The organism is Lacrimispora sp., assembly GCF_046972725.1.
Lineage (GTDB): Bacteria > Bacillota > Clostridia > Lachnospirales > Lachnospiraceae > Lacrimispora.
The window spans coordinates 1-25,128 of record NZ_JBKVXF010000006.1; the positions used below are offsets into that span (position 1 = coordinate 1).

At 45.1% G+C, this 25,128-nt stretch carries 21 protein-coding genes; 8 read left to right on the top strand and 13 right to left on the bottom strand.

Annotated elements, in window-relative coordinates; translation table 11 throughout:
* Window positions 1–340 precede the first annotated feature (340 nt).
* Window positions 341–1,906: an IS1096 element passenger TnpR family protein gene (locus ACLTWA_RS17110; protein ID WP_412329109.1), complete on the bottom strand. Its 1,566-nt coding sequence runs from the start codon at window positions 1,904–1,906 to the stop codon at window positions 341–343.
* 387 nt (window positions 1,907–2,293) lie between these two features.
* Here ACLTWA_RS17110 and ACLTWA_RS17115 point away from each other — a divergent pair, with 387 nt between their 5' ends.
* The 5 genes from ACLTWA_RS17115 (at window position 2,294) to phoU (ending at window position 6,582) form a co-directional block, all read left to right on the top strand.
* Entirely contained in the window at window positions 2,294–3,208 is a 915-nt protein-coding gene (locus ACLTWA_RS17115) for a phosphate ABC transporter substrate-binding protein PstS family protein (protein ID WP_412329110.1), read from the top strand.
* A 78-nt stretch (window positions 3,209–3,286) separates the two neighbouring features.
* Window positions 3,287–4,222 (top strand): phosphate ABC transporter permease subunit PstC, encoded by a 936-nt coding sequence (gene pstC, locus ACLTWA_RS17120; protein WP_412329111.1) that lies wholly within the window; start codon window positions 3,287–3,289, stop codon window positions 4,220–4,222.
* Window positions 4,215–5,123, top strand: a complete 909-nt coding sequence (pstA, locus tag ACLTWA_RS17125) for a phosphate ABC transporter permease PstA (RefSeq protein ID WP_412329112.1) — start codon at window positions 4,215–4,217, stop codon at window positions 5,121–5,123. The genes pstC and pstA overlap by 8 nt, the downstream gene beginning before the upstream one ends.
* Complete coding sequence (gene pstB, locus ACLTWA_RS17130; protein ID WP_412329113.1) at window positions 5,120–5,884, top strand: phosphate ABC transporter ATP-binding protein PstB; 765 nt, start codon at window positions 5,120–5,122, stop codon at window positions 5,882–5,884. Before pstA ends, pstB begins: the two co-directional genes overlap by 4 nt.
* Window positions 5,885–5,919: 35 nt before the next feature.
* Window positions 5,920–6,582 (top strand): phosphate signaling complex protein PhoU, encoded by a 663-nt coding sequence (gene phoU / locus ACLTWA_RS17135; protein ID WP_412329114.1) that lies wholly within the window; start codon window positions 5,920–5,922, stop codon window positions 6,580–6,582.
* A gap of 266 nt (window positions 6,583–6,848) precedes the next feature.
* On the opposite strand, the gene nagA is transcribed toward phoU, so the two are convergent.
* The 5 genes from nagA to ACLTWA_RS17160 form a co-directional block, all read right to left on the bottom strand.
* The gene (gene nagA, locus ACLTWA_RS17140; RefSeq protein WP_412329115.1) at window positions 6,849–7,988 is read right to left on the bottom strand and encodes an N-acetylglucosamine-6-phosphate deacetylase; all 1,140 of its coding nucleotides are present in this window, start codon (window positions 7,986–7,988) and stop codon (window positions 6,849–6,851) included.
* A 119-nt stretch (window positions 7,989–8,107) separates the two neighbouring features.
* Window positions 8,108–10,354 carry a sensor histidine kinase gene (locus tag ACLTWA_RS17145; RefSeq protein WP_412329116.1) on the bottom strand — a complete coding sequence of 749 codons (2,247 nt, stop codon included), beginning with the start codon at window positions 10,352–10,354 and terminating at the stop codon, window positions 8,108–8,110.
* Window positions 10,326–11,039, bottom strand: coding sequence for a response regulator transcription factor (locus ACLTWA_RS17150; protein WP_412329117.1), 714 nt, complete (start codon window positions 11,037–11,039; stop codon window positions 10,326–10,328). Before ACLTWA_RS17150 ends, ACLTWA_RS17145 begins: the two co-directional genes overlap by 29 nt.
* Before the next feature lie 266 nt (window positions 11,040–11,305).
* Window positions 11,306–12,250, bottom strand: a complete 945-nt coding sequence (locus tag ACLTWA_RS17155) for a 3'-5' exoribonuclease YhaM family protein (RefSeq protein WP_412329118.1) — start codon at window positions 12,248–12,250, stop codon at window positions 11,306–11,308.
* 46 nt (window positions 12,251–12,296) lie between these two features.
* Window positions 12,297–13,607 carry a S1C family serine protease gene (locus ACLTWA_RS17160; RefSeq protein WP_412329119.1) on the bottom strand — a complete coding sequence of 437 codons (1,311 nt, stop codon included), beginning with the start codon at window positions 13,605–13,607 and terminating at the stop codon, window positions 12,297–12,299.
* Between the two features lie 231 nt (window positions 13,608–13,838).
* Here ACLTWA_RS17160 and ACLTWA_RS17165 point away from each other — a divergent pair, with 231 nt between their 5' ends.
* The 3 genes from ACLTWA_RS17165 to ACLTWA_RS17175 are packed head-to-tail and all read left to right on the top strand — an operon-like array spanning window position 13,839 to window position 18,370.
* Window positions 13,839–16,232 (top strand): endonuclease MutS2, encoded by a 2,394-nt coding sequence (locus ACLTWA_RS17165; protein WP_412329120.1) that lies wholly within the window; start codon window positions 13,839–13,841, stop codon window positions 16,230–16,232.
* Between the two features lie 20 nt (window positions 16,233–16,252).
* Window positions 16,253–16,963 carry a response regulator gene (locus ACLTWA_RS17170; protein WP_412329121.1) on the top strand — a complete coding sequence of 237 codons (711 nt, stop codon included), beginning with the start codon at window positions 16,253–16,255 and terminating at the stop codon, window positions 16,961–16,963.
* Window positions 16,964–18,370, top strand: a complete 1,407-nt coding sequence (locus ACLTWA_RS17175) for a sensor histidine kinase (RefSeq protein ID WP_412329122.1) — start codon at window positions 16,964–16,966, stop codon at window positions 18,368–18,370. It abuts the gene before it with no gap.
* Window positions 18,371–18,463: 93 nt separating this feature from the next.
* Here the strand turns inward: ACLTWA_RS17175 and ACLTWA_RS17180 are convergent, their stop codons facing one another.
* From ACLTWA_RS17180 to ACLTWA_RS17210, 7 genes are all read right to left on the bottom strand, one after another.
* Window positions 18,464–19,825, bottom strand: coding sequence for a PhoH family protein (locus ACLTWA_RS17180; protein ID WP_412329123.1), 1,362 nt, complete (start codon window positions 19,823–19,825; stop codon window positions 18,464–18,466).
* A 147-nt stretch (window positions 19,826–19,972) separates the two neighbouring features.
* Entirely contained in the window at window positions 19,973–20,470 is a 498-nt protein-coding gene (trmL, locus tag ACLTWA_RS17185; protein WP_412329124.1) for a tRNA (uridine(34)/cytosine(34)/5-carboxymethylaminomethyluridine(34)-2'-O)-methyltransferase TrmL, read from the bottom strand.
* Between the two features lie 5 nt (window positions 20,471–20,475).
* Window positions 20,476–21,645 carry an aminotransferase class I/II-fold pyridoxal phosphate-dependent enzyme gene (locus ACLTWA_RS17190; protein WP_412329125.1) on the bottom strand — a complete coding sequence of 390 codons (1,170 nt, stop codon included), beginning with the start codon at window positions 21,643–21,645 and terminating at the stop codon, window positions 20,476–20,478.
* The gene (locus ACLTWA_RS17195; protein ID WP_412329126.1) at window positions 21,642–22,124 is read right to left on the bottom strand and encodes an Lrp/AsnC family transcriptional regulator; all 483 of its coding nucleotides are present in this window, start codon (window positions 22,122–22,124) and stop codon (window positions 21,642–21,644) included. Before ACLTWA_RS17195 ends, ACLTWA_RS17190 begins: the two co-directional genes overlap by 4 nt.
* Window positions 22,125–22,152: 28 nt before the next feature.
* Window positions 22,153–22,719, bottom strand: a complete 567-nt coding sequence (locus ACLTWA_RS17200) for an AIR synthase (RefSeq protein ID WP_412329127.1) — start codon at window positions 22,717–22,719, stop codon at window positions 22,153–22,155.
* Window position 22,720: 1 nt separating this feature from the next.
* Complete coding sequence (locus tag ACLTWA_RS17205) at window positions 22,721–24,223, bottom strand: VanW family protein (RefSeq protein WP_412329128.1); 1,503 nt, start codon at window positions 24,221–24,223, stop codon at window positions 22,721–22,723.
* Between the two features lie 180 nt (window positions 24,224–24,403).
* Entirely contained in the window at window positions 24,404–25,111 is a 708-nt protein-coding gene (locus tag ACLTWA_RS17210; RefSeq protein WP_412329129.1) for a PolC-type DNA polymerase III, read from the bottom strand.
* Between the last annotated feature and the right edge of the window lie 17 nt (window positions 25,112–25,128).

Sequence of the window (25,128 nt, forward strand, 5' to 3'; positions counted from 1 at the left end):
CAAAACTTTTTCATCGGTTCACGATGTGTTTTGGAAGAAGTTTTTGCCGCCGTTTTCAGCGGCGAGTTATATCATACCAAAGCAGACGACAAAAGTCAACATATTTTTTAAACTTTTTTATCTTTTACGAATATTATGATTTTTGCAACAATTTAAAGACACGCTGGAGCCTTATCTGACAGGCGCTGGTATTGCTTCATTGCTGCTTTATGAACAACTTCCTTATAATTGGTGTGTGCATTCTTCCAGAAGTACCTTCTCTTTTATAGGTCTCCAATTTATTAAAGAGAAAGGGAGTCCGAACTCTTTTCTGGTTTGGACTCCCTTTTACATCTAACAGCTACTTTTTCATGCAGCACTTTTTGTATTTCTTGCCGCTGCCACAGGGACAGGGATCGTTTGGATATACTTTTTGGGGGACTTTACGCTGAGCAGATACCTCTTCCAGCCCTTTCATCACCATCTCATATGGCTTATGGCCCCGGTTCAATACCATTCTGGTATGATTCCATACATCAGTGATAATGCTGGCAAACCGTTCCATATGTTCTGCTTCATCGAAAATAATGCCCGATGCTTCCATATCATTTATGACTTCCTGAAGCTGTCCGCCAAGACTTATCTCCGCCTGAATTTGGCGAAGGTTGTATGGAACCATATCCTCGGCAACCTTCATTTCTTCATTTAAAAACTTGCCGAGCTGATGTAATTCAGGAGTCATCAGGAACCCTTCATTGTCTGCCATGAAACGGATCTCCTGCTGGGTCGGAATATAATAAGGAACTTTCTTCTGCATGCGAAGCAGATTCTCGAAGCTCTTCTGCTCTGCTAATGCGGCATCTACAAAGGCGCCGTCAATGTATGCAACAAGGCAGCGATAAGGTTCCAGGCATTCATAAGCGTGGAGAAGTTCTTCTAAAGTAAGTTTTTTCGTTTCGTATTTATTGAAGGTTTCCAGTAATACAGAAGGCGGGGTAACGGCATACAGGGAATTGGCGGCACAGAGATAGTCTCCGATTGTACTGAGCCGGCTGCGTTCTTCCTGGAATTTTGGAGTGTTGAACTCCTGATATGCTTTGACCACTTCCTCTGCTACCATAAACTGCGAATCAGCTCCGGAAGTCAAATAGCCGCCTGCATACAGAAAATCCATTTCTTCTATATCAAAAGAAGCAATTTCCGTATTGCCTTCTGTTATCTGTTCAAATAATTTCATTTCTGAATCACGGACGCAAAGGAAATAGCGTCTCATAACTTCTTTCTTTAATATATGGGAAATTGTCCGCTCTGCAAGCTCTTCTTTTTTTAATTTCGTGAGTCCGCTCATACCATGTCTCTTAGCAATCTCCATAATACTGTCTTTATCGTAGTAATTATAGATCTCAGCAATATGAACTTCTTCTTTTGCTACCTGCCCGTTCTGGCTGAATGCCTCGTTGACAGAAGCCATATCGTATTCTTCTATATTCTCAGGAGATTTCTCAAGGAGTTCATAAAACGCTGCCAGACCTCCGCAGTTCTCCGGAATGACATCCCCTTTATATTTAATCACCTGGGCATAGCTTTCTTTATAATCAGGAACTGCATCTTCCACGGTAATGACATGTTCCCAGTTATCACCGAAATCATAGGTGTAGGTAAATTTACCGGCACCCGATACCAGCGCATCGATGGTCTCTTCTGCTACTATATACTGAAATTTCCTGGATTCTTTTTCTTCAAAAGGAACTACCCGAACCCCTTGGGAACGGAATTCAAATTGATAGAGATGCTCATTGCTCCAGGAGAATGCGGTCTGGATCACCTGATGTAATTTGGCAAAGGTAATTCCCTCCGGTACCAAAATTCTTCTCCAAATCGGTGGCTTACTGCCTTTGATCGTGATTTTCAGTTGATATGCTCCCATGAAACGTCCTCCTGTCTCGTGTCTTTCGTATCCGTTCTTGACTTACGGAATATGTTTGCGGTTTCTTTCTTATTAAAGCGCACGTTCCAATTTACCACACTTTATCCAGTTCTGTCCAGTCTATTCCGCATTTTTTAACATCGCAGATACCTGATTTTTTTATTTAAGCATATTTTTCCCTTTCTAAGGTATTTTCTTAAGGAAAACAAGGAATCTCCAGGTTAAAAAACGCTAATACTTTACTATATAGAAGAGACAGAATTTTCAGTTCTTTACACAACCTTTACAATACTTATACAAAAACATGATATCAAGAATGCTGGACGGCTGATATACTCCAACATGTAAGCGAAAGCAATTTTGTAGAGAAAAGAGGAGAGAGTAATTATGAAAAAAAATTATATGAAGTCACTGGCATTAACAGGATTAGCAATTCTTGCAATGGGTGCTCTGGCTGGATGCGGAAGCAAAACTACTGAGACAACAGCTTCTGATTCTACTACTGCTGCAAGCTCTGAAAGTGGTACAACCGCTGGAGAAGCTACAACCGCTGCCGCTGCTGACTTAAAAGGTTCTATCAGCATGGTAGGTTCAACCTCTATGGAAAAATTTGCAACTGCTTTAAGTGAAGTTTTTATGGAAGCTAATCCGGGGGTTACCGTACAAGCTGAATTCGTTGGCTCAGGTGCAGGGATCGAAGCCGTTGGAAGCGGTTCTGCAGACATTGGTAACTCTTCCCGTAATTTAAAAGATGAAGAAAAAGCAAAAGGCATTGCTGAAAATATTGTAGCTATCGACGGAATCGCAGTTGTTACTGACCCAGCCAATACAGTTGGAGACTTAACAAAAGATCAGTTGATTAACATTTACAACGGCACTACTACCAGCTGGAAAGACTTAGGCGGCGCTGATCAGCCGATTGTAGTAATCGGACGTGAAGCCGGATCCGGTACAAGAAGTGCTTTTGAAGAATTATTAGAGCTTGAAGATGCCTGCAAATACAGCAACGAGCTTGACAGTACCGGTGCCGTTATGGCAAAGGTAGCATCAACACCAGGTTCTATCGGCTATGTTTCCCTCGATGTTCTTGATGATACAGTAAAGACCATAAGTCTGGAAGGTACAGAGCCTACTCCGGAAAATATCAAAGCTGGTTCTTACTTCTTAAGCCGTCCGTTCGTAATGGCTACCAAAGGAGAGGTTTCCGAGCAGAGCGATTTAGTGAAAGCATTGTTTGACTACATCTACTCAGACGAAGGAAAAGAATTAGTAAAATCCGTTGGTTTAATCCCGGCAAACTAATTGACTGGTAATAACATTTTCTGGGGACGCAGCCGATGATCTACGTTGCGTCCCCTTTTTTTGAAAGGAGCTTCTTGTATGCGACCAAAGACATATTCCATATTCAGTGGCCATGGAAGTAAATCCGGAGTAGAACGCGCTGCAGAGATTATTTTTACAATCTGCGGCTTCTTTGCTGTTCTGGCTGTGGCCTCCATTAGTTTGTACATGCTCATCAGCGGCACTCCGTCTCTGTTTAAGGTAGGAATTCTGGATATTCTGTTCGGATCTACCTGGAGACCGACTGCCGCTTCTCCTAGTTTTGGAATCTTATATGTTATCTTAACTTCTATTGTAGGTACTGCCATGGCCATTTTGATCGGAGTTCCCATTGGTGTCATGACTGCCGTATTTCTGGCTGAAGTGGCTCCCCCGAAACTTACCAGAATCGTACGTCCGGCGGTAGAACTGCTGGCTGGTATTCCTTCCGTTATCTACGGTCTTTTGGGAATCCTGGTTTTAAATCCTTTGATGTATAAACTGGAGCTAAAAATATTTGAAGGTTCTACCACGCATCAGTTTACCGGTGGTGCGAACCTGATTTCCGCCGTTTTGGTTCTCTCCTTAATGATACTTCCTACGGTTATCAACATCAGTGAGACCGCACTCCGTTCTGTTCCTGACCATTTAAGGAGTGCTTCTCTTGCCCTTGGTGCTACAAAAATACAGACTATTTTCCATGTGGTGATTCCGGCTGGTAAATCTGGCATCATTACAGCCATTGTTCTGGGAACCGGGCGCGCCATTGGGGAAGCAATGGCCATCAGTCTGGTGTCCGGCAGCGCGGTAAATATTCCCCTTCCGTTTAACTCAGTCCGCTTCCTGACCACTGCGATTGTTTCTGAGATGTCTTATTCCCAGGGCCTTCACAAGCAGGTTCTTTTCACGATCGGACTTGTCCTGTTCGCCTTTATTATGATTATCAATATCTCACTGAACAATCTGCTAAAGAAAGGAGACGCACATCATGACTAATAATGTTGTTGTGCCTGTTCCCACCAATTCTACTTCAACAAACAGCATTTATAACCGGAAAACAAGAATTTCCGATTCTGTGTTACTGATTCTCATTTATCTGTGCGCTTTTATTTCGATTCTGTTATTGATTGGTATTATGGGATATGTGTTTGTCCGGGGAATTCCCCAGATCAGTCTGGAATTTTTGACCACGGTTCCCAGTACCATTAAAGGAACATTTGGAATTATTGGAAATATTGTAAATACTCTGTATATTGTTGCTATTACTTTACTTATTGCCACACCTATCGGGGTGGGTGCTGCAATCTATTTGAATGAATACGCAAAAGGTGGTAAAATAGTTCGTATCATTGAATTCACCACGGAAACCTTATCCGGAATTCCTTCGATCATCTTTGGTCTGTTCGGTTATGTGTTTTTTGGAAATACACTGGGACTTGGATATTCTATTTTGACCGGCGCGCTTACTTTAGCCATTATGGTCCTTCCCCTGATTACAAGAACCACCCAGGAGGCATTAAAAACGGTTCCTGAAAGCTACCGCTCCGGTGCTTTGGGCATTGGTGCCACCAAATGGTATATGATCCGTACGATCCTGCTTCCAAGTGCCATGCCTGGTATTGTAACGGGTATTATTCTTGCGATCGGACGTATCGTAGGAGAATCGGCCGCACTTCTGTTCACGGCAGGAAGCGGATATCTTCTTCCCAAAGACTTTTTTGGAAAAATCTTTGAATCCGGCGGAACCTTAACGATCCAGCTTTACTTATGTATGCAAAAGGCGAAATACGGAGAAGCCTTTGGAATTGCCGTAGTCCTTCTAGTCATTGTACTTGCTATTAACGGACTCGCAAAATTCCTTTCCCATAAATTCAATACGGAGGTCAAAGAATCGTGAATACTAATACCGTTAAAATCTCATCCAGCAACTTAAATTTATATTATGGCACCAATCATGCGTTAAAGGATGTCAATATGGAGCTTTATACAAACAAGATCACAGCCTTTATCGGTCCTTCCGGATGCGGTAAGTCTACATTTTTAAAGACTCTGAACCGAATGAATGACTTAATTCCCAGCGTTAAAATTGAAGGTGAAGTTCTTCTTGACGGAGAAAATATATATGACGCAAGAGTTGATACGACTCTGCTCCGTAAAAAGATCGGTATGGTATTCCAGCAGCCGAATCCATTTCCAATGAGCATCTACGACAATGTGGCTTATGGTCCCAGAATTCACGGCATCAAGAACAAATCAGAGTTGGATGCCATTGTGGAGAAAAGCTTAAAGGGCGCAGCCCTCTGGGATGAAGTATCAAGCCGTTTAAAGAAATCTGCATTAGGTCTTTCCGGCGGACAGCAGCAGCGTCTTTGTATCGCCAGAGCACTGGCGGTGGAACCGGAAGTCCTGTTAATGGATGAACCCACTTCCGCATTGGACCCTATTTCTACATTAAAGATCGAGGATTTAATGGATGAGTTAAAAGAAAAATATACGGTTGCCATCGTTACGCATAACATGCAGCAGGCAACCAGAATTGCAGACTACACAGCCTTTTTCCTGGTAGGAGAAGTGGTGGAATTCGCTTCGACCACAGAACTGTTTACCGTACCTAAGGATAAGAGAACCGAGGATTATATTACCGGACGTTTCGGCTGATGGAGTCTGATTCAGAACTATAAAGGAGAAGAGCAATGACAACAAGAGTAAATTATGAGCATGAACTGAATCTCTTAAATGATGATATCAAAGAGATGGGACATATGGTGGAAAGCTCCATTGAACAATGTTTTATCGCATTTGAAGATCAGGATTTTGAAAAAGCGGAGGATATCATCAAGGGGGACCGCACCATCAATGATCTGGAACGTTCCATTGAGGCCCGCTGCCTTTCCATCATTCTTCGCCAGCAGCCGGTTGCGGGCGATTTGAGGGTGGTATCCAGCGCCCTTAAAGTGGTAACGGACTTAGAGCGTATCGGCGACCATGCTTCTGATATCGCAGAGCTGATTCTGCGGATCAAAGGCGAACATATCTACCACGTAGTCCGTCATATCCCTGCAATGGCTGTTGCTGCCCGTGAAATGGTACACAGCTCCATAGAGGCATTTATCCACCAGGACGTGGAAACTGCCAAGCAGATCGAAAAGCAGGATGATGTGGTTGACGAATTATTTACCAAGGTAAAATTAGACGTAGTCGAGTTACTGAAAGGCTCTACCGAACATGTCGATCAGTGCATCGACCTTCTGATGATTGCCAAATACTTAGAGCGTATCGGAGACCATGCAGTCAATGTATGTGAATGGACAGAATTTTCCAAAACCGGAGCTTTAAAAAATGTGAGGATATTGTAAAGCTACAAGCAGTGCGCCCGAAAAAGCGGAAGTGGTCAAAAGAATGCGAGCATTCTTTTGACCACTTTTGATTTCTCGGGCATACGGCGCCAGCCGTCAAGCGAGAAGGAGCGCAGCGGATTCGAGCTTGGCACTGCGGACCTGTGGCAGCCCCCTCCCCTCATTACCAGCTTACTCAGTACTCCAAAACATCATAAATCAGCTAAACTGCAACCATTCACAAAACCGCTGAAGCAAGAACAGCCCCAAAAACCGCCCCCCTATCTTTACAACATAGCCCTCCCTCTGCAATACGTCTGCACCACATCATAAAAATCATTCAGCACTACAATATCCGCATCATACCCTGCTGCCAGCCTCCCCTTGCGGTCATCGACCCTTAAGCATCTTGCCGGATTCACAGTACAGGAATTAAGCGCAGTATCAAAAGGAACCATGGCTTCTTCCACCAGAATTTTCAGCCCCTTATTCATATTCAGGGTACTGCCGGCAATCGTCTCCGTTCCCTTTAAATACGCCAGCCCATTCTCCCGTATCTCGATCTCATGCCCTCCCAGATGATAAGAACCGCCGGGCGGACAGTGCTTTGCCCGCAGGGAATCACTTACCATAATTCCAAAATCCCTTCCTTTGGCAGTAAAAAAGGTGTTCAGCGCCGCCACATGGGAATGGCAGCCATCACAGATGATCTCTCCGTAAATATCTCTTACCCGGAACGCAGCCCCTACCAGGCCCGGATTGCGGTGATGGTAAGGTGTCATTCCGTTGTAAACGTGAGTCATGGAGGTGGCACCGTTGGCAATTCCCATAAGCGCTTCCTCATAGGTAGCAGAAGAATGGCCCATGCTGACCACCACTCCCGTAGCTTTGCAGTATTTGGTCAGTGCATAATCCCTATCATGCTCGGGAGCAAGGGTAATATACCGGATCAGCCCTCTGGCGGCTTCCTGGTATGCCTGAAACTCCTTTACCGTAGAACTGGCAATAGCTTCCGGCGGCTGGGCTCCCTTGTATTTCATATCCAGATAAGGTCCTTCAAAATGAATCCCCAGTATTTCTGCTCCTTCATAACCGCTTTCCACCACATCAGCAACATTGGCTACGGCTTTTTGAAGCACTTTTGGAAACTGGGTCACTGTAGTTGGTAAGATTCCAGTCACCCCCTCCTCAGGGATTCTCCTCATCCATTCACGCAGCCCCTCCGGCTGCCCATCGTTGGTATCAAACCCATAGGCTCCATGGGTATGAAGATCGATAAACCCCGGGACAATCCGGTCATTGCCATAGTCCTGATCCCAGGCTTCGGTTTCATAAGCAAATACGGCTGTAATCTTCCCTTCTTCCACTTTAAGCTGTGCCGGAATGAACTGGCCGGCTATCCAGATGCGCCTGCTTTGTATAATCATAATCGTTATCCTCTCTCTCCGAACGAACACTTCTTTCTCTTAGTATAATCAGTTCCGGTCCGGTTTTCAAGGATTAATAAAAATATTTTCTTTTTTATATTGTTCCCGAAAATTTTATTCTAACTGATGGGCCAGCGGATAATGACCCGGAATAAATCTGCTTCCACTTCCACCAGAAGTTTGCCGTTTTGAAGTTCCACAAAGCTCTTGGCGATGGCCATACCAAGGCCGGAGCCTTCGGTGTTGCGGGACTGGTCTCCTCGGGCGAAACGTTCCGTGATTTCCTCAGGATTAAAGGTAAGCTCTGCTGCAGATACATTCTTTAAGCTGGTGACCACATACCCATCTTCTTTTTTCATATCAATGTAAGCCCTGGTGTTTGGCATGGCATACTTGATGATATTCGTCAGAAGATTATCAAAGATCCGGTAAGTCTTTTGCCCGTCAAGAGGAAGCACGATCTTTTCATCGGGCAGATTCCAGCGGAAATCAATGGTGGATTCTTCAATTTTGTCACTCAGCTCCAGGCTGACCTCCTTTAACAGGCTTACAATGTCCACCTCTTCCAGATTCAGCGTCACATTATTGCTGTTGGCCTTACTGATCTCAAACAAATCTTCGATTAAGGACTTTAAGCGCATGGATTTCTGTTCCAGAATGTCAATGTAGGCTTTTTTCTGCTCCGGTGTGGCATGATCATCCTTTAATAAATTTACGTATGTGATGATTGCCGTCAGCGGTGTCTTTAGATCGTGAGACATATTGCTGATTAAGTCCGTCTTTAGTTTCTGGCTTTTTACTTCCTCATCCACTGCTACCTTAAATCCGCTCTGTATCTTCTGTATCTCCTTTTTAAACGGCTCAAATATACTTAAATCCTCCTCAATAGCCACTTCTAAGTTTCCCTCCGCTATCTGGTTGGTAGCTTTTAGAAGTATCCGGTATTTTTCACTTAAATCCTTGTAGTACTTTCTCATGACAAAAAATAAGAGGATCGAATACAAAATCAAGGCTCCGATTCCAAAGAACCAAAGGCTGCAGAGCACCGCCAGAATGATAAAGTTGATACCAACGATCCGAAAGATGGTTTTGTCCGATCTTTCCTTTAAATTGATGTTTCCTACATAATGATAGACCTTTATGCAGCAGCACTTTACCCATGCACAGAACCAGCCAAGCAGGGTTCGTTCCCGAAGGTAACGCTTAAGGCCGATGTGAAACACATCTCGCATGGAAAGAATCGCCCAGTAAACGATTGCAAAGGGCACAGACCACCAGAGAAGATTCCAGAGCCTTACCATAACTACCGACACACCTGGCAGAAAATTAGCCCGAAGAAGGGTTTCATATAATTCTCCCTGATTGGTCACCGCCACGAGCTTTGTCAAACCGGCTCCAAATGCGACTCCGCCGCATAGCACACTGATCACAATCTCAAAAGGAGTTCTTAAAATCCGGTTGGATTCCGCCCACGTCACATCTATGCAGGAGAAAAGAAATGCAGCAATGGCAACTGCACAGACAAGGCCGAGAAAGATTTTTAAGACACCTTCCGTATTCTCATAGGAACCGAAAGAGCCAGCTCCTGTTTCCTTAAGCACAGTCATCTGCTGCTGCGTCATTCCATAGGCAAAGGTGGTATTCCTGGGATTCATCAGCTTTAATTCCGGCTCATATAAATACATATCCCAATAATAACCCTTCATAGGGTCCGCATCGCCGTAGTCCTGAAGCTTGGTCACCAGCCTTGAAGTATCTTCTCCGCTTGTTGAAATAACCTTCATTCTCCCCATATCATCATAATGAAGCACTGCTTTAAATACATAGTCTTTGCTGTCTGGTATGGAGCGGCCTCCGGAATGATCGGATATCACCTGCCCGCTTTCATCAAGGATCTGATAATCCAGAGAGTTCCGGATGACTCCAAAATACCGGTTCCAGCTGTCAAATTCATGGTTGCAGTTCCGGCGCAGTTCCTTTATATAATCCTGACGCCCTTTGATTCCGTCACTCTCATGATCCCCTGCGATTTCTATAGTAATATTTTTATTAAACGTTATATCATCCTGATTTGAGGACTGAATGGACGACTGGTTTTTCAGCTCTTGTGCCGCCTGAGGAAAGAAAAACTGGAACGGTGATAACATATTCCCCTGCTGGTACTGGGCCTGCTCTATGGAAAGTACATAATTGCCATACACCAGATATTTTAAAAATGCCTGCTCCTGATAGACCGGTTCTTTATCCCTGGCAGACTCATTCTTAAAGAAGGGATAGAGTCCGACCATTATGGCTGCGGCGGCGAATACTGCCGCTGCGGCCATAAAAAGGCTGATTCTATGCCTGTTTCTCAATTTTATATCCAACGCCCCACACCACCTTTAAATATTTTGGCTCCTTCGGATTTATCTCGATCTTTTCCCGAATCTTGCGCACATGCACCATGATGGTGTCTGTATTGATTGCACGTTCATTCCATACCCGCTCATAGATCTCTTCTGCGGAAAATACTCTTCCGGGATTTTTCATGAGAAGTGCCAGTATCTTAAATTCGATAGGGGTCAGCCTGGCAGGCTTTTCGTCTACGAACACTTCCACCGTATCTTCATTTAACTCCAGACCGCCGATGGCATAAACATTGCTTTTTTCCTTCTGCTCCTTTGCCTCTAACATCTCCATATATTTATTATAGCGCCTAAGCTGGGAATTCACTCTCGCAAGCAGCTCCATGGGGGTAAACGGTTTTGATACATAATCATCGGCACCGATGTTTAAGCCCATGATCTTATCCACTTCTTCTGACTTTGCAGATAATATAATGACCGGAAAATCATACTTTTCCCTTAACTTTACGGTCATGGTGATTCCATCCATGCGGGGCATCATGACATCTACGATGGCAAGATGTATTTCCTCCCGATCAAGGATCTTTAAGCCTTCCAGCCCGTCGGCTGCCTGATACACTTCATACCCCTGGCTTCTTAAATAAATTTCAATGCCTTCCCGGATCTCTTTGTCATCCTCCACCAGTAAAATGTGATTTGCTTCCATGTTATCTCTCCTTTATGACAAGGCCCGCCACTCTTACGTCTATGACAAAAGCCAAATTCTTCTATGTTGATTTTATCATTGTTGCTCTATCCAAACAACAGTCTCTTCCTAATATTAGGATAGTGAACCATTCTTAAAATGATTGACAAAGAAACCGAAAGAAATTCTAAATAAACTTTTTTGATCCGTAAATAGTTATTATAAATAAAAACAGAGGATCCATAATTCATAATCCTCTGTTTTTATATCGTCTATTATTGATTATTCTATTCGGTTGTCTTTCTGATATTGGTATCCATCAGTCTGTTAAAACCAAGCCAACCGTTATTATCTCCTGCTCCCTTTAAAACCTCTATCATGGTTTCCATCTTTGCATCTGTATTGTCGGCAAAATTAAGAGCCAATGCCTCGATAAGCGCCGGCCTTTTGGGAGATCCGTATTCCAGTTCTCCGTGATGGGCCAAAATACAGTGTTTCAGCTCGGAAGCAGTTTTTTCCGGAAAGCCTGCAATGGTGCGGATTCGTTCTCCGACCATCTCCGTACCGATAATGATATGGCCTAAAAGCTGGCCGTCATCGGTATAATCATTTTCCGGAAAAACGGAAAGCTCTCTGGTCTTACCGATATCATGGAAAATGGCTGCGGTAAGGAGTAAATCCCGGTTGAGGACCGGATAATAACCGGCATAATAATCACAAAGCTTTACCACACTTAACGTATGTTCCAAAAGTCCTCCAACAAAACCATGATGTACGCTTTTTGCTGCGGAATGGAACTTAAAGGTCCTTGCAAATGAAGGGTCCTCCACGAAAAAGCTTTCCAGCAGCTTTTTTAAATACGGATTCTTTAAAGACCTGATAAAACCAAGAAGCTCCTCATACATAAGATCGATGTTCTTTGAGGATACCGGAAGGTAATCACCGGGAACATACTCTCCCTCTTCCGCTTTCCGGATCCTTTTAATATTCAGCTGATTGGAGTTCTGGAATACCGTAACATCCGCATCTATATATACATAATCCAAAGTTTCAAAATTTCCGATTCCCGGAGATCCCAGATCCCATATTTTGGCATCTATGGTGCCTGTCTTGTCCTGCAGTATGACATTCCCATACTCCTTTCCCGACTTTGTCAGGCAGATCTGTCTGTTTTTGCACAAAAACACGTCTGAAACATGCATTCCTTCACGGAATGATTCAATATACCTCATTCTATTCCTCCATATGATGTCTTAGGCAATAAGGGAGCCAGGAAGATCACCTGGCTCCAATGGTTACCTGAAATTGTATCTCTTTATATTCATCCCTGCCGCTGCGGGAAACCGTCACCGGTATCACCTGGCCTGGTGTGGAATTCTCCAAAACCACCTGGAAATCCTTCATGGTTACAATGGTTTCCTCACCCACAGAAGTGATGATGTCGCCGCACTGAATCCCTGCATTATATGCGGGGCCGTCTGCATTCACATCTACCACGTAAACCCCCAAAGGCATGCCGCTGCTGTTCATGGCAGCACTGACTTCCTGCCCTTTGATTCCAAAATAGGGGAATGGTGCTCCATTGCTCATCTTTTCCAGAATTGTCTTATAATCGGATATGGCCATGGCTGCTGTCATATCCTTATTTCCTTCATTCTTATAGGCATCTGTCACCCAGCCGATGATCTGGCCGGAGGTATTCATAAGGAATGTACCGGTTCCGGAATTCCCTTTCACATCCGAATAAAGGATTCGGGTCATCCCATCCGTCACCTGGACATTCTTTGTAATATAGGAGATAAATCCATACCCGGAGGAATGAACCATACCTGCAGGGCCGCCTACGGCTATGACCGGATCTCCCTGCTTTACCGAGTAAGAATTCCCCAGTTCAAGAACCTTGATTTCTTCTAAAACAGTTCTTCCAAGACCTTCTGTGGAGACACTGACAATCGCCATCCCTGAAATCTTATCCGTCTGCTTGATGGTTCCCTGCACTTCCGTACCATCGGAAAATGCCACACGGATAGCTTCCGCATCTTCCACCGCGCCATCAGGGGTCAGCACCAGTAATTCCTGGTTGGCTGAGGAGATGATGACACCTGCGAACAAACCGGAATTTTCTACAGGATTGTCAAACCAGTCCGTCTGGGTCTTTACGGAATGAACGGTTACGATTCCCTTGTCCGCCTTCTGGACCACCGTTTTCAAGTTTCCATACAGCGTATTGAAATCTTCCATAGAAAAAGGATATTTCTCCATGGCTGATTTTAATAATTCTTCAATCGGCTCTGTCTCTGCTGCCGTAGTGGCTGTTTCAGACTCAGAGGGCATGGCCTCAGGGTCATCCTTTGGAATGGTTACCGGAGTCCCCTCTGTGGTGGATTCTCTTAGAAACCATCGCTCAGCAACTGGTCTTGATATGACAAATGTAACCGCCGCAACAAATCCGAAAATAACTGCAGTCAGCAAAAGGCCCAAAATCCTTTTTAACATGTCCTCTTTTGACATGGACTGCTTTACGATCTTTTCATTGATAAACCGACGGGGCTCCGTCTTTTTATCATCTGGCCCGTTATGATCCGGCATACTTACCCTCCTTTACAGAAGACCTATGTACTATTATAAGGTTCTTCCCGCCTTAATGCAAGAAAAACCTGTGAAACCCCAAAAAACGGGGCTTAAAGAACACTTTGAAACTTTATTTTACAGCCATGAAAAACAACCTGAGGATTGCAGTTTTTATCCCACGTATGCTATACTGTAAACGATGCACGAATCAACAATTGGAAAGAAAGTCATTGAAAAAAAGGATAATATATGAATCAGAAAGCATTAAAAACTTTAGAATATCATAAAATCATTGCAAAGCTTATGGAATATGCCTCCTGCGATTCCGGAAAAGAGCTTTGCAGGAATCTGGTCCCCTCTACGGATTACCACGAAATCGTGTTATCTTTGAAGGAGACCACCGATGCCGTAACAAGGGTACGGCAGAAAGGGAACCTCTCTTTTGGCGGAGTAAAGGATATCCGCCCCTCACTTAAGAGACTGGAGGTGGGAAGTTCTTTAAGTATCGGAGAGATTCTATCCATCAGTTCTCTGCTTACCGCCTCTGCCCGTGCGAAGGCTTACGGACGGCATGAGGACTCGGAACTGCCGGATGATTCTCTGGAAGAATTTTTCCGGCTTTTGGAACCGCTTACTCCGGTCAATACAGAGATCAAGCGCTGCATTATCTCCGAGGAGGAAGTCAGTGATGATGCAAGCCCGGGACTTCACCAGGTAAGGCGTTCCATGCGTTCCATCAACGATAAGATCCACACGCAGCTGAACTCCATCTTAAATGGTAACCGTTCCTACCTTCAGGATGCAGTCATTACCATGCGGGACGGGAGGTACTGCCTGCCTGTAAAAGCGGAGCACAAGTCTCAGGTTTCCGGTATGGTCCATGACCAGTCTTCCACCGGCTCCACCCTGTTTATTGAGCCTATGGCCATCGTGAAGCTGAACAACGACCTCCGCACCCTGGAGATTCAGGAGCAGAAGGAAATCGAGATGATCCTGGCCGACTTAAGCAATCAGCTGGCGCCTTATCTGGAAGAACTGGAAGCTGACTTTAATATCATTACCAAGCTGGATTTTATATTTGCAAAAGCTGCCCTGGCAAAGCATTATAAAGGGAGCGAACCTGTTTTCAATACCAAAGGGATCATAAATATTAAGGACGGACGCCATCCGCTCCTGGACCCTGAAAAGGTGGTTCCTATCAATGTCCATCTTGGACGGGATTTTGACCTTCTGATTGTAACAGGACCGAATACGGGAGGTAAGACGGTCTCCATTAAGACGGTTGGCCTGTTTACGTTAATGGGACAGGCGGGCCTTCACATCCCTGCTTTTGACGGGTCTGAGCTGGCTGTTTTTGAAGAAGTGTTTGCGGACATCGGAGATGAACAGAGCATTGAGCAGAGCCTCAGTACCTTTTCTTCCCACATGACCAACATTGTCCAGATTCTCAATCAGGCGGACAGCAATTCTCTCTGTCTTTTTGACGAACTTGGTGCAGGAACGGATCCTACGGAAGGCGCAGCCCTTGCCATTTCCATCCTGACGTTTCTTCACAACATGAAATGCCGTACCATGGCTACCACCCACTACAGTGAGTTAAAGGTCTTTGCCTTAACCACTCCCGGCGTAGAAAATGCATGCTGTGAATTCAATGTGGAAACTCTAAGGCCCACCTACCGGCTTTTAATCGGAATTCCCGGAAAGAGCAATGCATTTGCGATTTCTAAGAAACTGGGTCTTCCGGATTATATTATTGAAGATGCAAGGACTCATCTGGAAGCAAAGGATGAGACATTTGAGGATCTTTTGACTCATCTGGAGGAAAACAGGGTCACCATTGAAAAGGAACGCATCAAGATTGAGGCCTACAAACGGGAAGTGGAGCAGTTAAAGAACCGTCTGACCCAGAAGGAGGAACGCCTTGACGAAAACCGGGATAAGATGATCCGCAGCGCCAGGGAAGAGGCCCAGAGAATCTTAAGGGAGGCCAAAGACACGGCAGACCAGACCATACGCCAGATCAACAAGCTGGCAAAGGACTCCGGCGTAAATAAGGAATTAGAGGCCGAAAGAAGCCGCTTAAGAAGCAAGCTTAAGGATGTGGATTCTTCTCTTGCCTTACGAAAAGAAAAGAGCAGGTCCCAAAAGGGGATCGATCCGAAAAAGCTGAAACTGGGGGACGGCGTCAAGGTCCTTAGCATGAACTTGAACGGAACGGTCAGCTCTCTTCCCAATGCCAAAGGGGATCTTTATGTTCAGATGGGTATTTTAAGATCTCTGGTGAATCTGTCGGATCTGGAGCTTCTTCATGAAGAATCCGTTTCAATTCCAGGCGGTAACGGGAACTCAAAAAGGGGCGGAAGCGGAAGCAGCTCCACCCGAATCTCAAAATCCCTGTCCATATCTCCGGAGATCAATCTAATCGGTATGACAACGGATGAAGCCATTCCTCAGTTAGACAAGTATTTAGATGATGCTTATCTGGCTCACCTTCCCCAGGTCCGGGTGGTTCACGGACGTGGAACCGGTGCTTTGAAAAATGCGGTGCATAAGCACTTAAAGAAACTGAAATATGTAAAGGAATTCCGCCTCGGTGCCTTTGGGGAAGGGGATTCCGGTGTAACCATTGTTTCATTTAAATAATTTTAGAAATGGAGTCTATTATGGCAGAGAAACAGCGGATATTGATCGTAGATGATGACAGCAACATCGCTGAATTGATCTCCTTATATTTAATAAAGGAATGCTATGACACAGAGATTGTGGGGGACGGGGAAGAGGCGCTCCGGGTATTTCCGGAGTTTAAGCCCAACCTGGTTTTACTGGATCTGATGCTGCCGGGTATGGACGGCTATCAGGTCTGCCAGAAGATCCGGGCTCTATCCCAGGTTCCCATCATCATGCTGTCTGCAAAGGGGGAGGTATTTGATAAGGTCCTGGGACTGGAGCTGGGTGCTGATGATTATATGATCAAGCCCTTTGACTCCAAAGAACTGGTGGCACGTGTAAAGGCAGTTTTAAGACGTTACCAGACCGTTCCTTCCCAGGCTGCCGCCCATGCGGACCAGCAGGGGGATTATGTGGAATATCCGGATCTGATCGTTAATTTGACCAACTATTCCGTCATTTATATGGGGCATTCCATTGAGATGCCGCCAAAGGAACTGGAGCTTTTATACTTTCTGGCCTCCTCTCCCAATCAGGTGTTTACAAGAGAGCAGCTGTTAGACCATATCTGGGGATATGAGTATATCGGAGATACCAGAACCGTAGATGTCCACATCAAACGGCTGCGGGAAAAGATCAAGGATCATGCAGGCTGGGCGCTGACTACGGTGTGGGGAATCGGCTACAAGTTTGAGGTGAAGCGTTAAATGACACATTCTCTCTATACCAAGTTCATTCTGGGCTATCTGCTGTTTGGACTTCTTGGGTTTATTACCATTGCCACCTTTTCTTCGGAAATAACAAACCAGTACTTACTAAAGCAGCATTCCGAAAGCCTGTACGATGAAGCCAATAAGATTGCCTCCTCCTACAGCGGCATGTATCACGGAAAAAATATCGACGTTTCCTCTTCCTATCCGGAGCTTGTCCACCAGGCAGATTATTTAAACGCCCAGATATGGATCGTGGAACGACAGGGAAAAATTGTTGCTGACAGTGCTGCCGCTGACAAAGAAGGCAAGATCATTGATAACTTTGATCCTACCTCCATGGGGAATAAATCCTATACCATCGGCAATTACTACAACCAGTTTTCCTATGATGTGCTAAGTGTTCATGCTCCCATTACCGGAAATTATACCACTTACGGTTATGTGGTGATTCACCTTCCCTTATCATTTCTGCAAATGGAGAGGGACGGCATTTTAAACATTGTTTACATCAGTGCTGCCGTGATTTTCGGCTTATCTCTGATCATTCTTCTTGTATTTACGAAGAACGTGTATGTTCCATTAAAAAAGATCACTGCCGGTGCCAATGAATACGCACAGGGAAATCTGACCTATCATATTGGGGTAAATACCAGAGACGAGATGGGATATTTGGCCGCTACATTAAACTATATGTCAAGTGAGCTGGGAAAAATGGAGGAATACCAAAAAAACTTCATTGCCAATGTTTCCCATGATTTCCGCTCTCCCCTTACTTCCATCAAGGGGTATCTGGAAGCCATCTTAGACGGAACCATTCCGCCACAGATGCAGGAAAAATATTTAAACCGGGTGATTTCAGAAACAGAACGGTTAAACAAGCTGACCCAGGGCATGCTGACGCTTAACTCCCTGGACAGCAAGGGATATCTAAACCGCACCAACTTTGATATCAACCGGGTAATCAAGGACACTGCGGCTTCCTTTGAGGGAACCTGTACGGAAAAGAACATCACCTTTGACCTGACGTTTTCCGACAGCATACAGATGGTTTATGCGGACCTTGGAAAAATCCAGCAGGTTCTTTATAATCTCATTGATAATGCCATTAAATTCAGCCATACGGATTCCACCATCTACATTCAGGCTTCCGGCAAATATGAGAAGATCTTTATATCTGTGAAGGACAAGGGAATCGGAATTCCTAAAGACAGCATCAAAAAAATCTGGGAACGTTTTTACAAGACCGATGTATCCAGAGGAAAGGACAAGAAAGGTACCGGCCTTGGGCTTGCCATTGTCCGGGAAGTCATTCAGTCTCATGGGGAGAACATCGACGTGATCAGCACAGAAGGGGTAGGGTCGGAATTTATCTTCAGCCTTCCAAAATCTACGAATCTATAACAAAGAAAGAAGAGGATGCCCGAAAGCAGGCCAGCCTCTTCTTTCTTTGTTTCTTCCTCTATGCAGCTTTTCTATCTGATTTCCAATCACTTTTTAAAGCCTTTTTACCGCATCCATGGCCAGTAAGGAGCGTTCGCATTCCTCGGCTGTCAGGGTGATCTGCCAGCACAGGGAGCTACCTTTCATATGCTCTGCCGCATAACTGAGTCCATTGGTCCTCTCATCTAAGAATGGACGGTCGATCTGGTTTGGATCGCCAAGAAGTATGATCTTTGTTCCCTTTCCGGCACGGGTAATGATCCCCTTTACCTGATTGGGAGTCATATTCTGTGCTTCATCAATGATTAAATACGTCTGTACGATACAGCGTCCTCGGATATAATTCAAAGCCTCGGTCTTTATCAATCCCCGGTCAAAGATCTCATCGATTTTTCCCGCCAGTTCTTCTTCCTTTTCATACCGTTTCTCTTCGTTGGAATCAATGAGCTGCTCCAGATTATCGATGACCGGACGCATCAGGGGAGATATCTTTTCCTGCTCATCTCCCGGAAGAAATCCGATATCGGAATCAAACTGGGCATTGGGGCGGCTGACGATGATTCTCCGGTATTCACCGGTAGGATTGTTCAACAGCTTCTCCAAACCTACGGCCAGGGAATAAAAGGTCTTAGCCGTTCCTGCCATGCCTTTTACGATCACCAATGGAGCTGCTTCCGCCGGCTGCATCAGCGCTTCCTGTAAAAAATACTGCCCTGCATTCCTTGGTGATATTCCATAAGGCTTCTGTTTTCCATATTCCAGAGGTAGGATCCGGCTGCCGCTGACTCTTCCCAAAACAGTCTTTTTATTGGACTGGTCTGCTTTTAAGATCACAAACTCATTCTGCTGCAGCTGTGGTATCTTTCGTTCCCCGGCTTCATCCATTATATAAACACATTCCGATGGGATTCCTTTTTTCTTGAACTCCTTAAAACTATCTTCCGGCACATAAACCTCGGCTCTGCCGGGATATTGTTCTTCCCGTTCAGGTACCTGTTCCGTTGTAAAATCCTCTGCTTTGACGCCGATGATCTGCGCCTTGATTCTCAGCAGGATATCCTTGGTCACAAGAACCACATCGCCTTCCAGTCCCTTGCAGACCTTCAATATCCTGTTATCCATCTTATCATCCGGCAAATCCGGCGGAAGCTCCACATCCACACAATTCTTTTCGACTCGCAGAGTCCCGCCGTGTTCCAGTTTCACTCCGGACAGCAGATCCCCTTTATGGCGAAGCGTTTCCAAAATCCTTATTGCTGTTCTGGCATTGGCTCCTTTTTCTCCTTCTGCCTTTTTCAAATTATCCAATTCTTCCAAAACCACTACCGGAAGAACCACCTGATTGTCATCGAAACAATACAGGGCGTAAGGGGCCTGAATCAGTACATTCGTATCCACAACATAGGTTTTTATCATTTAGCGGATTCCTTTTCCTTTCCAGAAATATAGATTTGCACTTCTGATTATATCGAAAGAAAAAAAATCCTGTCACCATATTATAGTAAAGGCCATGTAAAAACCAATGCAGCTTTTTGGAAAATACAGGGAGCTTGTCTAAGACGCTTATGATTCCTTCCAGTGGAGCTGATGAAGCTCTCCCTGCATGGTCATATGTTCAAACCCGTTCTGTCTCAAGGCTTCATAAAGTACAATGGAAACAGAGTTCGATAGGTTCAGGGACCGAATGTCTCCCCACATGGGAATCCTGATGCAGCGGTCCTGGTTCCCAAGAAGAATCTCTTCGGGAATCCCTGCACTTTCCTTGCCGAACATCAAAAAGCAGTCCGGGTCATACTCTACATCACTGTAGACATGAAGTCCTTTTGTGGTAGCCATATAAATCCTTGCGCCTGGATTCCGGTCCAGGAAATCCTGATAATCGCTGTAAACCGTTACATCCAGCTTATCCCAGTAATCCAGTCCTGCACGCTTGATAAGCTTGTCATTCAGCTTAAACCCAAGAGGTTCTATCAGATGCAGCTTAGTGTTCGTAGCCACGCAGGTCCGCCCGATGTTGCCGGTATTGGCAGGCATCTCCGGTTCTAATAATACGATATTCATATCTCTTACGCCTTTCCGTCAAGTCTCTTAATAAAGCGTTCCATACGGCCTAAGGCCTCTTTTAAATTCTTCAAGGAATATGCATAGGAAATACGAAGATAGCCTTCTCCGCAGTCTCCAAATGCTGTTCCCGGTACGACCGCTACTTTTTCTTCCTGTAAAAGCCTGGTGGCAAACGTATCAGACGTCATGCCAAACCGTTTGATACTGGGAAATGTGTAAAAGGCTCCGTGAGGTTCAAAACACTCCAGTCCCATCTCCTCAAAGGCATGCATCAGATACCGTCTTCTCTGGTCATAGGATTCCCTCATTGCCTCCACATCTTTATCCCCGTCACGCAGTGCCGCTACGGCCGCATACTGGCTGGTGGTGGGGGCGCACATAATGGCAAACTGATGAATCTTTAACATCTGCTCTGAGATCACTCTGGGAGCTGCCGCATACCCAAGTCTCCAGCCGGTCATGGCGTAGGATTTGGAAAATCCATTGATTAATACGGTACGGTCCTTCATTCCCGGAAATGCCGCAATGGTAGTATGTTCACCGCCGTAAGTCAGTTCCGCATAAATCTCATCGGATATTACAAATAAATCTTTTTCTATGACAACTTCCACAATATCCTTTAGTTCTTCCGCCGTCATAACCGCGCCTGTAGGGTTATTGGGAAATGGCAGCACAAGCACCTTTGTCTTTTCTGTGATTTTTTCCAACAGCTTCTCTTTGGTCAGCTTGAACTGATCTTTTGCTTCCAGATCAATGATGACCGGAACGCCGTTGGCCAGAATGGTACATGGCACATAGGATACATAGCTTGGCTGAGGAATCAATACTTCATCGCCGGGATTGAGCATGGCACGAAGAGCAATGTCAATGGCTTCGCTGCCGCCTACAGTAACTATGACCTCATGGTCCGGGTCATAGGTAACTTCAAAGCGTCTGCATAAGTAATTGCAGATTTCCACTTTCAGTTCCCGGAGTCCTGCATTGGAGGTATAAAAGGTACGGCCTTTTTCCAGAGAATAGATTCCTTCTTCTCTGATATGCCAGGGGGTATCAAAATCCGGCTCGCCGACCCCCAGGGATATGGCGTCCTTCATCTCACTGACAATGTCAAAAAATTTACGGATTCCGGAAGAAGGAATCTCTACGATTCGGTCTGATAATGGATTTCTCACGGTGTAATCAGCATCCTTTCATCCGGCGTCTCTTCAGCAAGAACGGTTCCGTGGTCCTTATACTTTTTAAGGACAAAATGAGTGGCTGTGCTTAAAACAGATTCCATAGGAGACAGCTTCTCAGAAACGAACTGGGCCACCTGTCTCATGGTCTTTCCTTCAATGAATACCGTAAAATCAAAAGAACCGGACATCAGATAAACGGCATTGACTTCATTATACTGATAGATACGCTCCGCAATTTTATCAAACCCCATACCTCTTTGAGGTGTTACCTTTACCTCGATCAGGGCCACAACCTTTTCGTCGCTGGTATTATCCCAGTTGATCAGCGTGTGGTATCCGCAAATGATATGTTCTTTTTCCATTTCAGCAATCTCATTGGCTATAGCAGTCTCGCTTTCCCCCAGCAGAATGGCTAAATCCTTTAGGTCTATCCTGCTGTTTTTTTCTATGATTGCCAATATCTTTTCCCTCATATCCTTACCTCCTGTTTTTTTCTAGGCATCATTTTAGAACCTTGTAAAGCTCATCCTCTACCGGACGGTCAAGATATCCGACACCATCTCCATGGTCGATGATCCGCCCGATGCCCTCTGTCACCTTCCCGATAACAGCTCCATGGATCTGCTGTTCTTTCATGGCAGTCACCAGGTCTGCCCCGTTATCAGCCGTAAGAAGCAGGCAGCTGGCGGAGAAAAGGCGGTACGGGTTCAAATCGTACCGCTCGCAAATCTCAATGGTTTCCTGTCTGATTGGAATCCGGCGGAGGGAAAACCGGATTCCTGTCATATAGGCACCGGATAAATCCCAAAGGGTCTTTAAGATCCCGCCTTCTCCGGAAGGCTCCAATTCCGTGGCACCGAACTTTTCCCATACTTTTAAATCCGGTTTTGGAAGGTTTTCTTCCAGTTCCTGAATCCGGTCCACATAGTCCTTGGAAAACCACTGATACAGTTCATTTTTTTTATGTTCCACAATCTTAAGGGTTCCGGAAAGGCCGGCAAAACCGGCCACTACCAGATCCTGTCCGGGCCTTATTGACCCGGTATTTTCTCTTTCAATCCGCTTCATGTTATTCTGCCTGTACTCCAGGTCCCTGCAAAACCGTTTCTTCTGGGGCGGCAGGTCCTTCTGTGACAGGAGCACTGGTTTCTGCCGGCTGAGATTCGGTTTCCGGTACTGGCGGCTGGGTCTCCTGGGGCTCTGCCGGGTTCGGTACCGGTGTTACGGAGGCAGGTGCTGCAGGCCCTACCTTTATGATTGCCTTTGAAGGGTTATAAGTATCGGTATGAAGGATTTCACGGCTCTGTTCCACACCGTCAATATATATGACCTTCCACAGTCTTGATTTGATACCTGTATGGGCAGACTGAACCTGCTTTCTGGTCCCCGGAGCCATGGCAGGATCTACCACTTCTTTTGGAGCCCCCGGATTGGTGACACTTAAAGTCTCTGATACAAAATCAAAGGTGCGGTTTGCCGGCCTGGTCTCTTTTCCATAGATGGTAAAGGTAATCGTCTTCCCTGAGGTATACCCCTCTATATAAATCGGAGTGCTGTAATTGTTCTTGAACTTTAAATCCTTATATGTTCCGGCAATGGCCGCATCCTGGGAAGGCTTTACGTAATTTACCAGCATGGAATGATTCTGTCTTTGAACGACCTCTAACTCGGCACGGAGTACGGCATTATAAAGTGTGGTGGATATCTGGCACACCCCGCCGCCAACGCTGTCTACTACCTGACCGTTTTCATATGCAGCCGCAGTCGCATATCCATTGGAAACAGTAAATGGGTGCATGCACTCATACCCGGATAACGTCTCTCCCGGCATAAGAACACGGCCGTTGATCTTTCCGGCACCTACCTGCAGATTCTTGGAACGGGAAGCTCCGCTGGAAGAAAAGCTGGTGGAAAATGTTCCAAGCACATCATGGATGGTGGATAAATCTTCTGTGGTAATCCCCGGCTTCACCTCGGAAACTACCGCAGTTGCTGTTACAGGCTCCTTAAGCCCGTTGGCAAGAGCGGCATTAAGGGCATCTTTTGTCGCAGCAATATCCACATTCTTTCCAGTGACGGACGGGGTAACTTCAAAAGCACCATTATTACGGACAATGGTGGCATTCTGGGGCTGAACCACAGCGGAAGCACATTTTTCATTGATAAAGGCTTCCAGTTTTCCATCGTCAAGAGCTGTTTCTAACGGAATGATCACATGGTTTTTTTCGATATCCTTTTTATTTAGATACCGCTTGATTAAGTTTCCTCCCTGCCAGGAGGATGCAGCCTGATTCACCGCTTCCGGATTGCTCCAATGGAATCCCAGTTCTTTTGCCGTTGTCTCCATGGGCTGTCCGTCAACCATCAATGTAATCTTCTGATTTTCCATTTCATTTACCAGTTCCTGAATCTTCTGACTGGCTTCTTCTTCCGTCATACCTCCTAAATTATACTCCCCGACATAAATTCCATCCGGAAGGGTATCGGCCATAACATATACCGGAGAGAGAAATCCAATTCCCGCCGCCATTACGACAGCCGCCAGGGTTATGGATAAAGTTTTCTTTTTCATATTCATTCCTCATGCTCTGTTGTGTATGATGTGATTAACCCCCGATGATCTACATAAAGCTCAGCATCATAGGAAGTACCATCGCAATAATTAATAAAACTACCACTGCAATTAAAATCGCTGACATTAATTTTCTGTTGTTTTTATTGTTAAAGTTAATCATGTTGTATCCCACCTCTCTTATATTCTTCCATACTGTGATATGATTTTATCCGTAATCCTCGATATTTCATTTCTGGATAAATGATCCGTTTGCACAGATAAAACTATTTTATGATATTTTAATAAATCCTGCAAGTGTTCTTTTTGCCTGTTTGAGGCTGGCTGTTCCTTTTTTGCCTTGTAAATCAAGGGCTGTAATCCAAATGCTTCCGGTTCTTTGCTGCCGTACCTGTTTTTCATCTCCTGATACAGAAGATGAGCGGACTTACTGTCAGCCAGTGCACGGTGGCTTGATTCCTGTCTGATTCCAAAAAATTCACAGGCATTTTTTAAATTTTTCTTTTCTTCCGGCGGCATAAACCGTCTGGCAAGCTTTAAGGTATCGATTCCCTGCCGTTCAAATCCACGTCCTGCATTGACTGCCGCACGCTTTAAAAAACTGAAATCAAAAATCACATGATGGCCCAGTACCGGCAGGTTCCCGGCAAAATCCAAAAACTCGCCGATCACCGCTTCAATTCCCGGAGCATTGTAAAGCTGGTCATCCCTTATCCCTGTGAGCATCGATATCCGCTCTTCCAGCTTCCGGTAAGGATTGACAAAGGTTTCATAAGTATCCTTTATGACTCCGTCAATGACCAAAACGGCGCCGATCTCCATGATCTTATCTTTTTTCGGATCAAGACCTGTTGTTTCCAAATCTAACGCAACATAGGATGAAACCACGTTTTTATTCCCCTCTC

Coding starts and splice junctions, on each gene's coding strand:
- ACLTWA_RS17110 (WP_412329109.1), bottom strand. CDS start 1,906: ATGGGAGCATATCAACTGAAAATCACGATCAAAGGCAGTAAGCCACCG.
- ACLTWA_RS17115 (WP_412329110.1), top strand. CDS start 2,294: ATGAAAAAAAATTATATGAAGTCACTGGCATTAACAGGATTAGCAATT.
- pstC (WP_412329111.1), top strand. CDS start 3,287: ATGCGACCAAAGACATATTCCATATTCAGTGGCCATGGAAGTAAATCC.
- pstA (WP_412329112.1), top strand. CDS start 4,215: ATGACTAATAATGTTGTTGTGCCTGTTCCCACCAATTCTACTTCAACA.
- phoU (WP_412329114.1), top strand. CDS start 5,920: ATGACAACAAGAGTAAATTATGAGCATGAACTGAATCTCTTAAATGAT.
- nagA (WP_412329115.1), bottom strand. CDS start 7,988: ATGATTATACAAAGCAGGCGCATCTGGATAGCCGGCCAGTTCATTCCG.
- ACLTWA_RS17150 (WP_412329117.1), bottom strand. CDS start 11,039: ATGGAAGCAAATCACATTTTACTGGTGGAGGATGACAAAGAGATCCGG.
- ACLTWA_RS17155 (WP_412329118.1), bottom strand. CDS start 12,250: ATGAGGTATATTGAATCATTCCGTGAAGGAATGCATGTTTCAGACGTG.
- ACLTWA_RS17160 (WP_412329119.1), bottom strand. CDS start 13,607: ATGCCGGATCATAACGGGCCAGATGATAAAAAGACGGAGCCCCGTCGG.
- ACLTWA_RS17165 (WP_412329120.1), top strand. CDS start 13,839: ATGAATCAGAAAGCATTAAAAACTTTAGAATATCATAAAATCATTGCA.
- ACLTWA_RS17170 (WP_412329121.1), top strand. CDS start 16,253: ATGGCAGAGAAACAGCGGATATTGATCGTAGATGATGACAGCAACATC.
- ACLTWA_RS17175 (WP_412329122.1), top strand. CDS start 16,964: ATGACACATTCTCTCTATACCAAGTTCATTCTGGGCTATCTGCTGTTT.
- ACLTWA_RS17180 (WP_412329123.1), bottom strand. CDS start 19,825: ATGATAAAAACCTATGTTGTGGATACGAATGTACTGATTCAGGCCCCT.
- trmL (WP_412329124.1), bottom strand. CDS start 20,470: ATGAATATCGTATTATTAGAACCGGAGATGCCTGCCAATACCGGCAAC.
- ACLTWA_RS17195 (WP_412329126.1), bottom strand. CDS start 22,124: ATGAGGGAAAAGATATTGGCAATCATAGAAAAAAACAGCAGGATAGAC.
- ACLTWA_RS17200 (WP_412329127.1), bottom strand. CDS start 22,719: ATGAAGCGGATTGAAAGAGAAAATACCGGGTCAATAAGGCCCGGACAG.
- ACLTWA_RS17205 (WP_412329128.1), bottom strand. CDS start 24,223: ATGAAAAAGAAAACTTTATCCATAACCCTGGCGGCTGTCGTAATGGCG.